This is a genomic window from Mycobacterium sp. IDUB_28, assembly GCF_055419285.1.
The window spans coordinates 287,675-302,835 of the sequence record NZ_JBVAXK010000007.1 but is presented as its reverse complement, the minus strand read 5'-3'; the positions used below and the strand labels follow the sequence as shown (position 1 = coordinate 302,835).

At 67.1% G+C, this 15,161-nt stretch carries 9 protein-coding genes and 1 pseudogene; 6 read left to right on the top strand and 4 right to left on the bottom strand.

Going from position 1 to position 15,161, the window contains the following annotated elements:
* Window positions 1-10: 10 nt before the first annotated feature.
* From ACZYZ9_RS17115 to ACZYZ9_RS17090, 6 genes are read left to right on the top strand one after another with little or no spacing between them, the layout of a single operon-like run.
* Window positions 11-1,510, top strand: coding sequence for a sugar transferase (locus tag ACZYZ9_RS17115; RefSeq protein WP_463827446.1), 1,500 nt, complete (start codon window positions 11-13; stop codon window positions 1,508-1,510).
* Window positions 1,511-3,016: a flippase gene (locus ACZYZ9_RS17110; protein WP_463827445.1), complete on the top strand. Its 1,506-nt coding sequence runs from the start codon at window positions 1,511-1,513 to the stop codon at window positions 3,014-3,016.
* Window positions 3,013-5,073, top strand: a complete 2,061-nt coding sequence (locus ACZYZ9_RS17105; RefSeq protein ID WP_463827444.1) for a glycosyltransferase — start codon at window positions 3,013-3,015, stop codon at window positions 5,071-5,073. Before ACZYZ9_RS17110 ends, ACZYZ9_RS17105 begins: the two co-directional genes overlap by 4 nt.
* Window positions 5,070-6,320 carry a methyltransferase domain-containing protein gene (locus ACZYZ9_RS17100; RefSeq protein ID WP_463827443.1) on the top strand — a complete coding sequence of 417 codons (1,251 nt, stop codon included), beginning with the start codon at window positions 5,070-5,072 and terminating at the stop codon, window positions 6,318-6,320. The genes ACZYZ9_RS17105 and ACZYZ9_RS17100 overlap by 4 nt, the downstream gene beginning before the upstream one ends.
* Window positions 6,317-7,405: a transferase gene (locus tag ACZYZ9_RS17095; RefSeq protein WP_463827442.1), complete on the top strand. Its 1,089-nt coding sequence runs from the start codon at window positions 6,317-6,319 to the stop codon at window positions 7,403-7,405. Before ACZYZ9_RS17100 ends, ACZYZ9_RS17095 begins: the two co-directional genes overlap by 4 nt.
* Window positions 7,406-7,424: 19 nt before the next feature.
* Window positions 7,425-8,510, top strand: a complete 1,086-nt coding sequence (locus tag ACZYZ9_RS17090; RefSeq protein WP_463827514.1) for a glycosyltransferase family 4 protein — start codon at window positions 7,425-7,427, stop codon at window positions 8,508-8,510.
* 7 nt (window positions 8,511-8,517) lie between these two features.
* Here ACZYZ9_RS17090 and ACZYZ9_RS17085 read toward each other — a convergent pair.
* The 4 genes and pseudogenes from ACZYZ9_RS17085 to ACZYZ9_RS17070 form a co-directional block, all read right to left on the bottom strand.
* Window positions 8,518-9,881: pseudogene (locus tag ACZYZ9_RS17085) on the bottom strand (HNH endonuclease signature motif containing protein).
* 237 nt (window positions 9,882-10,118) lie between these two features.
* Window positions 10,119-12,083, bottom strand: a complete 1,965-nt coding sequence (locus tag ACZYZ9_RS17080) for an FkbM family methyltransferase (protein WP_463827441.1) — start codon at window positions 12,081-12,083, stop codon at window positions 10,119-10,121.
* On the bottom strand, window positions 12,080-13,576 hold the full coding sequence (locus ACZYZ9_RS17075; RefSeq protein ID WP_463827440.1) for an O-antigen ligase family protein: 1,497 nt from the start codon (window positions 13,574-13,576) through the stop codon (window positions 12,080-12,082). The genes ACZYZ9_RS17080 and ACZYZ9_RS17075 overlap by 4 nt, the downstream gene beginning before the upstream one ends.
* Window positions 13,573-15,078, bottom strand: a complete 1,506-nt coding sequence (locus ACZYZ9_RS17070) for a tyrosine-protein kinase domain-containing protein (RefSeq protein ID WP_463827439.1) — start codon at window positions 15,076-15,078, stop codon at window positions 13,573-13,575. Before ACZYZ9_RS17070 ends, ACZYZ9_RS17075 begins: the two co-directional genes overlap by 4 nt.
* Window positions 15,079-15,161: the final 83 nt, after the last annotated feature.

The following is a 15,161-nucleotide window of genomic DNA, read 5'->3' as shown; positions in this document are numbered from 1 at the left end:
AGCGGCCAGCATGACTGCCACACTGCCGGCACACACCAGCCTGCCGTCCGTACTCACGTTGCCCCCGCGGCGTGTGAGTGCCATCCCGCGCTGGCAGCAGCGATACTCGGCGCGGTTGCGCGTCACCGACTCGCTGATCGTGTGCGCGGCAATCATGCTCGCGCAGTTCCTCCGGTTCGGTGACGACCCGCACATGTCGGGTTACCCGGGTCCGGTGATGACGCTGTTCTCCTGCGTCTTCGCGGCACTGTGGCTTACCTCGATCGCCGTGTTCCACACGCGCTCCCCGCGGATCATCGGCGCCGGAATCGACGAGTATCGACGCATCGTCAGCGCGTCGTTCTCGGTGTTCGGCATCATCGCGATCATCACGCTGCTGGCCAAGATCGACCTGGCCCGCGGGTATCTGGCGGTCGCCCTTCCGGTCGGCACGCTGGGCCTGGTGGCCAGCCGCAACCTGTGGCGAAAGTACGTGTGGCGCATGCGGATCAAGGGTCAGTACCAGACCATGGTGCTGGCGATCGGTGACCGGTCCGGTGTGGCGCACCTGGCCCGGGAGCTGATTCGCAACCCACGAGACGGCTACGTCGTTGTCGGGGTGTGCATCCCGGGTTACGGCCCGCAACGCGGCGAGATGCTCACCGTGGGCGGCCGGGAAATCCCGATCCTGGGTGACGAGTCCGCCGCGGTCACCGCCATCGGACACTGCGGCGCTGACACCGTCGCTGTGACCCGCACCGAACATTTCGGCGTCCACGGCATCCGCGACCTGATGTGGCGGCTGGAGACGATGGACGTCGACCTGGTGGTATCGCCCGGAGTGATGGATGTCGCCGGCGCGCGGCTGACCATGCGGCCCATCGCGGGATTCCCCTTATTGCACGTGGAGAAGCCGCAATACGAAGGGACACAACGCCTGCAGAAGCGCGCGTTCGACTTCTGCTTCGCTCTGGCCGCCCTGCTGGGGACCGCACCGGTGCTGCTGGCAGCCGCGGTGGCAATCAAATTGACCAGCAAGGGACCTGTCTTCTACCGCGCCGAACGGATCGGTCTGGACGGCCGCCCCTTCACGATGTTGAAGTTGCGCACCATGGTCGACGGCGCGGACAGGCAGATCGATCAGCTGCTCCCACTGAACCAGGGTGCCGGCGGCATGCTGTTCAAGATACATCAGGACCCGCGAGTCACGCCCGTCGGAAAGATATTGCGCCGCTTCAGCATCGACGAACTCCCGCAGTTCATCAATGTGCTCAAGCAGGACATGAGTGTGGTCGGCCCGCGCCCGCCGCTGCGCCGCGAAGTGGAGAACTACGCCGGGGAGGTCAAGCGGCGCCTGCTCGTCAAGCCGGGGGTGACCGGCCTATGGCAGGTGAGTGGCCGTTCCGATCTGTCCTGGGAGGACTCGGTGCGACTCGACCTGTCCTATGTCGACAACTGGTCGATGGCCGGCGATGTCGTGATCATCGCCCGAACTCTGCGCGCCGTCCTGGCCAGCGACGGAGCCTACTAGATGAAGGGCGACACCGTGATCGAGCCGACGGCTCGTGAAATTCACGACGCGGCACCGGAGTCCGGGCCACCGGCAGCGGATGTGCCACAGTCCCGGATCGCGCACGCGATCTCGATTCAGCTGATCTGCCGGGTGCTCGGGATGCTGGCGTCGGTGGTGTCGGTTTCGATGACCGCCCGCTACCTGGGTCCCGGCGGATACGGCCAGCTGATGGTTGCGGTCGCTTTCATCGGAATGTGGACCAGCATGACCGATCTCGGTATCACCACCGTGATCGTGCGGCGCGTCACCTCCGGCCGAGGTGAGCTGGAACGACTTGTTCGCGTCAATAGTGGCCTGTCCCTGGTCTATTGCGCGCCGTTGGCGATGCTGGCCGCGGTCACCGGATGGCTGCTCTATCGCGACGCCGACGTGCGGGTGATGCTGGTGGTGCTGTCCGGACAGCTGTTGATGTTGACGGTACGGACGCGGTTCGATCCGGTATTCCTTTCCACGGTGCGCTTTTCCGCGGTCGCCGCCTCCGATGTGGTGGGTCGGCTGGCCACGCTGGCCATGGTCAGCTCGTTGGTGGCCACGCACGCCGATGTGGTCTGGTTCGCGGTCGCACAGCTCATTCCGCCAGTTGTCCAGCTGGTGATCCAGGGTACGGCGGCAGCCCGGCACGTCGCGCTGCGCCCGATCTTCTCCGTTCGCGAGTCGGTCGACCTGTTACGGGAAAGCCTGCCGTTGATGGGCGTTGCGGTGATCGGCATCCTGTACTGGCGCGCCGACGGGGTGATCCTGTCGTTGCTGAGCAGCCATGCCGAGGTCGGCGTGTACGGCCTGGCCTACATGATCGCGTTCAATACCGAAGCGTTGTCGATCTTCTTCCAGAAATCGACGCTGTCGACGGCGACCACGCTGTACTCCCGCGATGTCAGCGCCTACGTCGACTTCCTGCGCCGCAGCGTCGAACTGATGAGCTTCGTCGCCCTGCCGGTCGCCGTGGTCGGCAGCCTGCTGGCCGCACCCCTGATCGAATTGTTCGGTGACCGGGAATTCGTCAGCCGCGGGGCGCCGACGCTGGCACTGCTGCTCATCGCCGCCGCATTGCGGTTCGTCACCGGAACCCTGGGCCAGGGCCTGTTCGCGTGCCACGAGCAACGATTCTTCTTCCGGGTTTTCGTGGCAACGCTTTTCGTCAACGTTGCGCTCAACCTCGGTCTCGACGGTCGCTTCGGTGCCGTCGGTGCCGGCATCGGTCTGGTCTGCACCGAGCTGTTCGGGTTGGTGTTGGCCAGCTGGCGGTTGCGTCGCCACTGTGGCTACCACACGCCGTTCAACTTCCTGCTGCGGCTGCTGGTCCCGACCGCGGCCAGTGCCGTTGTGGTGCTGCTGCTTTCGGGCCTGCACGTGGTACTCGTGCTGGGCGCCGCCGCGGCAACCTACCTCGCCGTCAACCTGGCGATCGGCCCCGTCAAATTGTCGATGTTGACCGCACTCTTCCGGAAACAGGTGACCGCATGACAACCCAGCTGGACCGCGCGTATCTCAAACCCCCCACCCAGAGCGACACCGTCCTGCAGGCCGATCGGCCGCTCTCGGCGTTGATCGTCACCTACAAGAGTCATGACCTCGTGGAGCAGTGCCTGGCCGGACTGGCCGAGCATGCCCCGGAGCTGCCGGTGTACGTCTACGAGAACAGCGGTGACGAGTACCCGGGCCGCGAGGAACTGGCCGCCCGCCACCCGGATGTGCACTGGGTGTTGGGCGCGGTGAACCTCGGTTTCGGCGCTGCCTTCAACGCCCTGGTCGAGCACACACCGGCAGACACCGATCTGCTGTTGCTGAACGCCGACACCCGGCTGACCGGGCCGCTGACGCGCACCAGGGAATTGCTCCGCCGGCCCGGGGTGGCAGCGGTCTCACCACTGATCGAGGACCCTGCCGCGGCCGGCCCACAGCGTTGGGACATCGCGACCCGTCGCCGCACCCTGACCCGCGCCCTGGTGGCCGCTGCCGGCTACTCCGACCGGTTGCGGGGCACCCCGCTCTCACACCTGTACACCGAGCAGCCCGCGGAGTCGCACAGCATCGAAGGCTATGTGGCCGGCATCTGCCTGGCGATCAAGCGGGCCGCCTGGAATCAGATCGGCGGCTTCGACGAGGAGTTCTTCCTCTACGGCGAGGAGACCGACTGGCAGGAACGGGCCAGTGCCGCGGGCTGGCGCGTTCTGCTCGCCGACGAACTCGACGTCGAACACGGCAACCCGGCGGCCGCCGACGGCGCCCGCGACTCCGCGTCGGCGCACGGTGCACAGGTGTCCACCGTCGAGCGCTTCCGCAACCGGGATTTGTTGCGCGCCAACATCGCCCTGCTGCTGGAACGGCGCGACAGCGTCCACCACGCCGACGTCTACCTGGCCGCCACATCGGTGTTGGACCGGGTACAGCGCTCCAAACGCGAGATACGCAACCGCACCCTGGCCACCACCGCAGCCAGGAACACCGGCAAGCCGTCCATCGTGATCACCACCAACCGTCTGGTGTACGGCGGCGCGGAGCGCCAAAAAGCGTTATTGGCGGCAGAATTGGACCGCCGTGGCTATTCCGTCACGATCGTGTGCATGCAACGGTTCGGCCCGCTGATCAAGGAGATCCCGCACAGCGTGCGGGTGGTGCGTCAGCCATGGTGGGCGCCGATGGTCGACCTGCCCGCTGGTCCGGCGGTCCTGATCAGCGGCGACACCAACACCGAGACCGGGTTTGCCACGCTCTGGCGGGCCGCTTCCCGCGAACGGCGCTGGCTGGTCGCCCCGCACGTACCGCCGGAGACCGACCGGCCCATCTACTCCCGGCCGCTGACCGCCGCGATGAGCCGCGCCGACGGTTTCATCGCGCTGGCACAACGGCATTGGGACATGCTCACTCCCCACCACAAGCTGAGCGCACAGCCGTTCATCGCCCCCAACGGCGTCGACGCACCGGGGCAGCCCACCCGTCGGGTCCGCGCCGCGGGCGAACCGCCCCATCTGGTGATGTTGTCGCGCATCGTGGAACACAAGAATCCGCACGTGCTCATCGAGGCACTGAGTGGGCTGACCGAACTTCCCTGGAAACTCTCGATTTTCGGGGACGGGCCAGACCGGGAGAGGTTGGAGTCCCGCACCCCGGCTGCCTTGCGCGATCGGGTGCAGTGGTGCGGCTGGTCACGCGGACCCGGGCCGGCACTGGCTGACGCCGACCTGCTGTGCGTGCCGAGTCGCTCCGAAGCCTTTCCCCTGGTGATACTGGAAGCAATGTCGCGCGGGGTGCCGGTGGCCGCCTCCGGCATCTGCGCGGTTCCCGAGATGCTGGATTTCGGCCGGGCCGGATTCGTCGTCGAGCCGGTCGCGGTATCGGCATGGCGCGACCAGCTGGCCCAGATCCTCACCGATCCCGGCACACTGCCGGAGGTCGGGCAGCGCGGCTGGGAGCGCCTGCGCACGCACTACACGGTGCAGGCCATGACCGATGCCTACCTCGACGCGATCGGTGCCGTAACCTCCAACAGCACGAAAACCACAGAAACGAGTGTCAGATGAAGTGCCGCCTGTGCGACTCAGACCGCATGCTCAGCATCCTGGACCTGGGCGCGACTCCGCCGTGCGAAAAGATCCTTGCCGCAGACGAACTCGATCTGCCCGAGGCCACCTATCCGCTGCACCTGCGGCTGTGCGAAGACTGCCTGCTGCTGCAGATCCCGGCGCTGATCACCCCTGAGGAAACTTTCACCGAGTACGCTTACTACTCCTCCTATTCCGACAGCTGGGTCCAGCACGCGGAAACATTCGTGGCGGATGCGGCCACGCGTCTCGGCCTGGGTCCCGACTCGTTCATGGTCGAGGTCGCCAGCAACGACGGCTATCTACTGCAGCACGCGGTGGCCCGCGGCATCCCGTGCCTGGGTATCGAACCGTCGATCAACGTCGGCGCCGCGGCCACCGAGCGTGGCGTGCCCACAGTCTCGGCGTTCCTCGATCAGGAACTGGCGTGCAAGGTGCGTGCCGAACACGGCCCGGCGAATCTGGTGGTCGCCAACAACGTTTATGCCCACATTCCCGATCTGCGTGGCTTCACCCAGTCCCTGCGCGGACTGCTGGCCGACGACGGCTGGCTGAGCATCGAGGTGCACCATGCGCTGAACCTGGTGTGCCTGGGCCAGTTCGACACGATCTACCACGAGCATTTCCAGTACTACACCGTCTTCTCGGCGCAGAACGCGCTTGCCAGTGCGGGTTTGGCGGTCGTCGACGTCGAACTGCTCCCCACGCACGGTGGTTCCATCCGCGTCTGGGCCCGGCCGATCCAGGTGGCCGGCCGCCCGACCGACCGGGTCAACAAGATCCTGCGCATCGAGGAAGCAGCCGGGTTGCACCATCCGGAGGGGTACCTGCAACTGCGCCGGCGCACCGAGCAGATCCGCCAGGACCTGTTGCGTTTCCTGCTTCAGTGCCGCGCGGAGGGCAAGCGGGTGGTCGGCTACGGCGCGCCCGGTAAGGGCAACACGCTGCTCAACTACTGCGGTATCCGCACCGATCTGCTCGAGTACACGGTGGACCGGAACCCTTACAAGCACGGTCATTTCACGCCGGGTACCCGGATACCGATTCACGATCCCGAGCTCATCGCCAAAGACCGCCCGGACGTGGTGCTGGTGCTGCCCTGGAACCTGGAGACCGAGATCACCGAACAGCTCAGTTACGTCAGCGAGTGGGGCGGCCAGATCGTCTACCCACTCCCCACCCTGCACATGGCGACCGATGTGACGCGTAGTGCCGCGCTGCGGTGAGCGGCTGCCGCGGGTGCGGTGAGGATGACCTGACCCGGGTGCTGGACCTGGGGAATGTGCCTGCCGCCGACCACTTTCCACTCGCCGGTGAGCCGGTGAGCCCGCAGGAGACAGCGCATGCGCTGGCGATGGACCTGTGCGGCTGCTGCGGCCTGGCGCAACTCGCCGATGACGACACCGTGACGGAGGAACCCCGCGGCATCGAACCGCAGGCGCTGCGTGACCAGGCTGCCGACGCGGTGCAGCGGGTCGCGACGGCCGGCTGGCTGCGCGGCAGCACAGTTCGTGAGTTCGGCAGCCCGCACGGCGGCACCTGGTTGCCGTTGCTCGCCGAGCGCGGTTACGCCGAGGCCGAAGTCGCAGATCTGGTGCTCGACTCCTTCGGCGTGATGCACGAAGCCGATCAGCGGGCCGGATTCCAGCTGCGGGCCAAGGTCACCAAACCTGGCGGGGTGTTATTGGTGCAATTCCCGTCGCTGATGGCAATGGTCCAACAGGGTCAGTGGAATTCGTTGCGCCACGGGCATTTCGGTTATTACTCGCTCACGGCGGTGACGAACCTGCTGCGCGCCGTCGACATGAGCGTGGCTACCGCGTGGGAGTTCGACCTCTACGGGGGAACTTTCCTGGTGGCCGCGGTGCACGGGCACGTCGAGCGCGACGCGCGCGCCAACGACATCCTCGCGCGCGAACAGGCATTCGGAGTGACCAAGCCGGCGGTGCTGCAGGGCCTGCAGCAGGCGGTCGACAGCCACGCCGCCCAGCTGCGCGCATGGCTGGAGGCCCAGGCCGAGCAGCGGCACACCGTGTACGGCTATGCCGCCGGGTCGCGGGTGCCGGCATTGTTCAGCATCGCGCAAGTGAACCGGAACCTGATCAGTGGCATTGCCGATGGATCGCCGGCCAAACAGGGACGCCGGTTGCCTGGCACCGATGTGGAGATCATCTCCCCCGAGCAACTGCTGGCCGCCGACCCCGACCGAATCCTGTTGACCCTTCCCGATCTCTATGACGAGCTGCAGCGAACGTACCCGCAGTTCGACGGGCGCTGGTGGGTGGACAACGGACCGCAGCGGGACCGGTGACAACGTGAAATCCCCCCGGGTGCTGTGGCTTTCACCCTGGATGCGACCCTTGGCGCGGGTCCAGGCCGAGGCGTTGAGCCGCCACGGAGCCGAGGTGCTGCTGGTGACGTCCGACCAGCATCCGGAGTCTGACGCTCCCCGCGACTACGAACTGGTACTCGACCCGCGGTTTCGGACGGCTGCGACCTGGCCGGCCACTTATACCGCCTGGCGTCGTATCCGCGACTACCGTCCCGACATCGTGATCACCGAACTGATTCGCGATCCGCGCTGGATAGCGTTGGCCGGACGGGTCCCGCGAATCCAACTCGTGCATGACGACCGACCACACGATGCCGCCGAGCAGCGGCCCTCCTACGAACTGGCGGTGTTCGATCGGTGGGGCGCTCACTCCGCGGCCACCATCGCCTACAGCGACTACGTGGCAGCCGGGATAGTTGGCCGGCGCGACGTGGCGGGCACGTCCGTGCGCGTCGTCCCGCTCACCAGTGACCTCGACCCCGGTCTCGTTCCGCCGCTGGCCGGTCCCGACCAGCGCCGTGATTTCGTGATGATCGGCCGGCTCAACCCGTACAAGAATCTCGACGTGGTGTTAGCGGCCTGGCAGCGGCATGTCGACGGAAGCTGTTGGCGCGGAGATGATCTGGTGCTGGTCGGAGATGGGTCGGTAGACGCCGCGTACCTGCCGCCGCACACCCGGTGGCGCTCGGGTCGGTACCGCTACGCCGATATGGTGGGCACCCTCGCGGCCGCGAAGGGGTCGGTCGCGCACTACCGGCGTGCCTCGCAGAGCGGGGTGCAGGTGCTCTCCATGCAGTTGGGGGTGATGCCGATCGTATCCACGATGGGCGGCCTGCCCGAATACCAGCCGTCGGACTGCCCCCCGGTCGGGGTCGACGACATCGCCGGTCTGGCAGCCACTTTCGACATGCTCGCCGACCCGGAGACCGCAGCGCGGCAGGGTGCGGTGGCGGCGCAGCACTATGCTCGCCGTTTCGCCGTCGACCGGGCCGCCGGCCGACTTCTCGAAGTGATCGACGATGTGCGTCGAGCACCAGGTGACCGGGTGGGCCGGGGCCACGCCCGCAGCTCGGCACGAGGCTGATCACCCGTCAAGCGGATGCGTCGTCGTTGTCGGGGTTGAGGAGTTTTTCGGGGTGGTGGTAGGTGTTGGTTCTGGGTTGGCCGTGGTCTTGGTGGGGTGGGGGGAGCCATTCGGTGTGGCCGCGGGTGTTGGTGCGGGTGGTCCAGCCGTGTTCGGCCAGGCGGTTGTGGATGCCGCAGGCCAAGGTGAGGTCGGTGATGTCGGTGCGCTGGGTTTTGGTCCAGCCGGTGACGTGGTGGACTTCGCTGTGGTAGGCCGGGGCACTACAGCCGGGTTTGGTGCAGCCGCGGTCTTTGGCGTGCAGCATGATGCGTTGGGCGGGGTTGGCCAGGCGTTGGGTGTGGTACAGCGCTAGGGGTTTGGCTCTGTCGAATAGGGCCAGGTAGTGGTGGGCGTGGCTGGCCATGCGGATCACATCGGAGATCGGGAGCAGGGTGGCGCCGCTGGTGCGCCCTGTGCCGGTACCGGCTTCGAGGTCGTGCAGGGTGGTGGTGACGATGATGGTGACCGGCAGCCCGCGGTGGGTGCCCAGGTCCCCGGAGGCGAACAGCGCCCGGATGGCGGCCAGCGTCGCGTCGTGCTGACGCTGGGCGGTGCTGCGCCGATCCCCACCGGCGACCTCGGGGTCGGGTTCACCGTCGATGACCGGGGCTTGGTCGGCGGGGTTGGCCATGCCCGGGGCGGCCAGTTTCGCCCACAGCGCTTCGATCGCCGCCCGCAGCTCGGGGGTGATCAGCCCGCTGATCGTGGACATGCCGTCACGCTGCTGGGCACCTAGGGTGATCCCGCGCGATCGGGTGCGTTCCTCATCGGAGAAGTCCCCGTCAGGGTGCAGGCAGTTCATGATTTGGCGGGCGTAGCCGGCCAGCTCATCGGGGCGTTGCCAGGTGGCTTTGTCGGCCAGGTCGGCTTCGGCGGCCTCGCGGGTCAACACATCGACCGCCGCGGGCAGATGTTTGAAGAAGTCGCGGATCACCGCGATCTGCCCGTCGCCGATGCGCCCGGCGCGCTGGCCGGCTGCGGTCGCGGTCAGCACCGGCTCCAACGGTTGGCCGGTCAACGCCCGGCGCGGACCCAGATCCGCGGCCTCGGCGATGCGGCGCCCGGCGCAGGGTTTGGTGATGCCCAACCCGGTGGCCAGCGCCTCACACAACGTGCCACCCAACTCGGTTTTGTCGGCCTGGGCGGCGAGCTGATTGATCAACGGGTGCTGCGGGACCCGCAACCGCCGCGCCACCCGTTCCAGACGCTCCAACGCGCCAACCGCTCCGGGGTGGTCAACACCTCAAACGACAACCCACACAACCGATCCACCCCAGCATCCAGGGCGTCGAAGACCGCCACGATCTCATCACGCGAACTCGTTGCCATACCGATGATTCTACGAACCACCACCGACAACCAGATGAGCGATAAACGATTGCGCCAGAACATCATTCGCTCAAGATAGACGGAACCGAACGGCACCGGAATGCGTCTAACACATTAGCGGCCACCGCACCCCGGACGCCAGGTGATAGCAGATGCGCCACCACAATTCAGAAGACATCACCGCGCCCCTGGAGTTACAGACGTGACGCGTGGGACAAGCCATCTCGCTCAGTAAGTTCAGCGCACAAACGCCGACACCAACTCCGGCGACGAGACCGCGCAGAAGTCATGCACGTACCCCTTCGGCATGGCGAAGGGATGGAACTCACCCGAATCCACCATCGACACCTGGTCGCGCGCCACGTCGAAATCAGCGATCGGCCGCAGCGCCGTGTCGCGGACGTAGAACAGGTGGTAACCGAGATCCTCGATCAGCCGGAAGACCTCCGCGATGGGCACCGACAGGTGCCGCTGCTCGATCTCGATCAGGATGGTCGGCCGGCAGCGCCGGAACATCGCCGAACCCCCACGCAGAACGGACATCTCGTGTCCTTCGACATCGATCTTGACGAAGTCGACGGCAACGTCGGTCAACACGTCGTCGAGGCGAACCAGGGGCACGTCGATCTTGCGGACGTCCACCCCCTGCCCGTCGAACCCGTGCGCCAGGCTGCCCTGCGCCGTCACCTGCCGGTTGTGCCGCGCGGGCACCAACAGTTGCGCGGTGCCGGGCTCGTCGGAAACCGCGGCCTGGTTGAAGTGGACGTAGGGCAGCGCCCGGTCGAGCTTGCGCAACATCGGCGCGTTGTCCGGGTGCGGCTCGAAACTGTAGACCTGACCGGACTTTCCGACCCGGCGAGCCAGGTGATAGGTGAACAACCCCCAGCTGGCGCCGACGTCGACCACGGTTGCGCCGCTGGGCGAGAAGTGATCTGCCACGACCATGGCCAGATCCTGGGTCGACCGGCGGCGCCACAACGCCTCGGTCGCCGTCGCCATCGCGGTCCGGCCCAGCACCCGGCCCACGTTGCGCACCGTCACGAACTTCGCCGCCCAATTGGCGGCGCTGCTGTGCAGCAAGCGGTCTTTCGCTGACAATGTCTCACCTTCCCCGGCGGTGGCACGCACATCCGCCCACACCTGATCCAGCCGCTGATACCAGCGGTCCAGGCCGAAGTCCCCGGCCCGGTCGCGGGCCGCTGCGCCGAGCTCGGCGCGCAGCGCATCGTCCTTGAGTAGTTCGGTCAGTGCAGCTGCGATCTGGTCGGGACGGCCGGGCTCGACCACCAGACCATTCACCCGGTCGGTAATCGCCTCGCCGATGCTGCCCACCAACGTCGTCACCGGCGCCAGGCCGTAGGCCATCGCCTCCAGCAACGCCATCGGTAAGCCCTCGTCGTAACTCGGCAGCACGAAGATGTGTGCGGCGCCGAGCAATTCGTCCCTGGCCGCTGGATCCACCCATCCCGCAACATGAATCGTGTCCGCGACGCCGGCCGCCGCCACCGCCGCGCGTGCCTGGTCCACCTCACCGTCGCCGGCCAGCGTCAACCGTAGCCGGCCGCGAATTTCGGGATCGAGGGCGGCGACGGCGTCGATCAGGTCATAGCTGCCCTTGCGCACACCCAGCCTGCCGAGCGAAACCGCATGTACCGCTTCGACATTCGATTGAGCGACCGGGCGGTGCGGAATCGGCACGGCGTTGTTGAGCACCTGGATCCGGTCGTCGGCCAACCGCAGTCGGTCGGCGTATTCCTGGACGTGCCGGGTGCCCAACACCAACCACTGGTCGGCCACCAGCACCCGCCGAACCACCCACTGCGCCCACGGCGGCAACCCGTCGAACCAGCCGCCGAAGTCGTAGCTGTGCGCGTGCACCACGGTGGGCACCTTGGCCAGCCGCGCCGCCGCCAACGGCAACGCCTTGCGCACCACGCTGCCGCCGTGCGCGAGGTGGATGTGCAGAACGTCGGCCCGATCCCGCAGCAGCAGCCAGGTGGCGCGCAGCATTCCGGACAGACCGACCCAGCGCCGGTACCAGAAGGAACCCTCGATGTAGGTGGGCACCACGGTGATCCGGACGCGGTCATCGGGGTGCGCAGCCATCAGGGTGATCACCGTGGCCATGCCGCCACGGCTGGCCGCCTGCGCCGGCGCCGGACCCACCACCAAAACCCGCAGCGCCGGCCGCTTCGCCGTCACCGGACCGCCTGTGCCGCCGGTGCGGGGTCAGCCGGCACATCAGCTGCAAATTCCTGCGCTTCAGCGTATTTGGCTGATCGCCGGCCGACCTTGGCGAACGCCAACGCCGCACCCAGCGCCAGACCCAACGTCATTGAGTTGGCCGGGTCCTCCGGCAACGGATCGATGATGGACATCACCAACAGGCCGGTGGCTGTCGCCGCGCTGATCTTCGCCGGCACCGACGCGCTGCGCAGCGCCCGTACCAAAGGGGTCAGCGCGAACACGGCGAACGCCGTCATCCCCACCGCACCGGACTTGGCCAGCCACCACAGGTAGAAATTGTGCGCATACGTGGTGCCCAGCGTCTCGGTGAATTCGTTGGGATCGTCACCGCCCCCGAACGGCAACTGATAGGCATAACCGAGCCCGTGGCCGAACACCGGCGCCGCCGCGATCTCCTCGTTCAGATGTCGGTCCTCGGCGAATCTGGCCAGCGTCGACGGGTCGGCGGTCAGTGCGGCGCCGGTCGATCGACCCAGCACCCGGTGACTGAAGCCGGTGATCTGGTGGGCCAGCCACACCCCCGCCGACGAATCGCCCAGCAGGAACAGCGCACCGGGAATCGTCACCGCCAGAATTCCGGCCCCGGTGAGCGCCAGCCGCGCGGCCCGGCGCACCGCAGACCAGCCCATGCTGGCGAAGAACGCGACGATGGCGGCGACGCCCACCGACAGTATTGTGTTGCGGGAGAACGCAAGAACGGCGATGACCAGTGCCGGAAGACCGAGCGCGAGGTAGGCGATCGGCTTCACCCGCCCGGCGATCTGCGCGGCGACCAGCGCGGTGAGCACGGCGATGGCCGGTATCAGGCTGTTGGTGATCACCCGGTTGGCGGCGTCGCCGGTGTCGGCCTGCAGACTCTCGGTCCGGCCCGCCAGTCGGATACCGCCCGACGAAGCGAGCAACGCCATTCCCGCTGAAAACCACAGCGTGAACGCCATCGCGTGGATCGAGAGCAGGATGTAGTCGCCGTACACAATCACCAGCGCCAGCACAAAACCCGCGATCATCTCGAACAGGAAAGTCGCTTCGCGCACCACGATCGCGGGATTGTGTCCGGTCGAAAACCCAACCGCGGCAAAGTAAATCACTGTCAGCGCGAACATCCCCGGCAACAGGTACTCGGACATGCGCAGCCGCACCACGGGCAGCACGAAGCAGATCGCCAGAATCAGCACCACGTGCGAGGCGTAAATCGACACGGGCCCAACCACTTTGCCGACGTGCAGGCCTTGCGGCAGCGCCGCGAAGTCCAGAAACAGGGCCAACCCGATCATCAATTCCGGTTTGGCCCAATAGACGATCAGGAAGAACGTCAACCCCACCAGCATGATGCCCTGCGTGGTGTTGCGCACCGACAGTGCGCCGTAAACGAAGCAGCCCAGCAGAAACACCGTCAACACCACGGCGGCCACCGCCAGGCGATGACGACTCCGCAGGTAGAGAATCACGCCGGGCCACTGACCTTGGCGCGGTAGGTGCGGGTGGCCGCCCGGGTGTGCCGGGCGATCCGGGCGTCGGTCAGCACCGTGCCCACCACGTTGGCACCGGCCGCCCGCAGTGCGGTCAGCGCGTCGGACAGCTCGTCCTCGGTGGTGCGCCCGGCCCGGGCCACCAGCACCGTGGCATCCACCGCGCCGCCGAGCAGACCGGAGTCGGCTGTCGCCAGCACCGCCGGGCCGTCGACAACCGTCCGCTCGAACGTCTTCGCGACATCCTTGAGCACCGTGTCCAACACCTCGGGCAGATACGCGCTGATGGGCAGGGTTTCGCGGCGCACCGAGCGCGCCGCCAGCACGAACAGCTTGGGAATCGACGTCGGCTTGGTGGCCTCGGTGGCGATCTCGGGGTTGGACAGCGCGTTGGACAGTCCCTCCCCCGATTCGACTTTCAGCAGCGGCGCGATCACCGGTCGCCGGGTGTCGCCTTCGATCAGCAGCACGTCCTCACCGAGTTCGGCGAAGGCCCGGGACAGGTTGATCGCGGTCGTCGTGGTCCCCTCGCCGCCGAAGGGCGCGGTCAGCAGCACCCGGTTGGCGCCGGGTCCCATCGCCCGCAGCAGCCGCGCCCGCAGGCCGCGCACCGCGTCGTCGAACGAGATGTCGGTGCCGAATCGTGGTGCGTTGCCCCGGTGTCCGGGCAACTCGGCCAGCGTCGGCAGACCGGTGAGGTTCTCCAGCTTCGCGCGGTCGCGCACCGTGCGGTCGGCGGCCTCGCGGGTCAGCGCCACCCCGGTGCCCAACAACAGACCAGCCACCAGACCCATCGCCATGTTGCGCACCGGTACCGGCTTGGACGGCTTGTCCGGCACCCCGGGCTGTTCGATGACCGTCGCACGGGCCACCGGCAGCACCGTACCGTTCGGGTTCGTTGGCGTCGTCGCTGTTTCCGACGTCGTCGTCGTCTCGGTGGGTGGTGTCGGGGTGGGTTGCTCGCCGTCGGTAGGCGGAGCCGACGGCGTCGGCGACGGGGGCTGCGACGTAGCGGTGCTCGCCGGCGCGCCCAGCGCCTTCGGACTGCCGCCCAGCGTGCCGACCATCAGGGTGAACTCGTCGGCGACGGCCTTGGCCAGCTTCGCGGCCCGATTGGGATCGGTGTCGGTGACGGTGATGGTGAACAGGGTGGACTTCGGCGTGAACGCCACCTTGGTCTGGTTGGCCAGGTCGTCCGGGCTGATCGGGAGGTGGAACTGCGCCACCGCACGTTCGGCCACCGCGTGCCCGCCGGCGATCGCCGCATACGACGACAATCGTTCCTGCGCGGCCTGCGTGCCCTGGTACACCTGCATCAGATCCGTCTCACCCGAGAACGACACCAAGACGGTGGCCGTGGACTCATAACTCTTGGTCTGCAGAACCGTAATGGCCGCTGCCCCAGCCAAACACGCCAGCACCGCGCCCGTGAAGAGCTTCCAATGCAGCAGGAGAGTCCGAACAAAGGTACGGAAATCCATCCCCCACTAAACCTCCTGAGCGGACGCCGCCTGAATAGCGTCAGTTCTGTCTGCATACCGGCCGCAGGGCCGCCGCCGCAAGT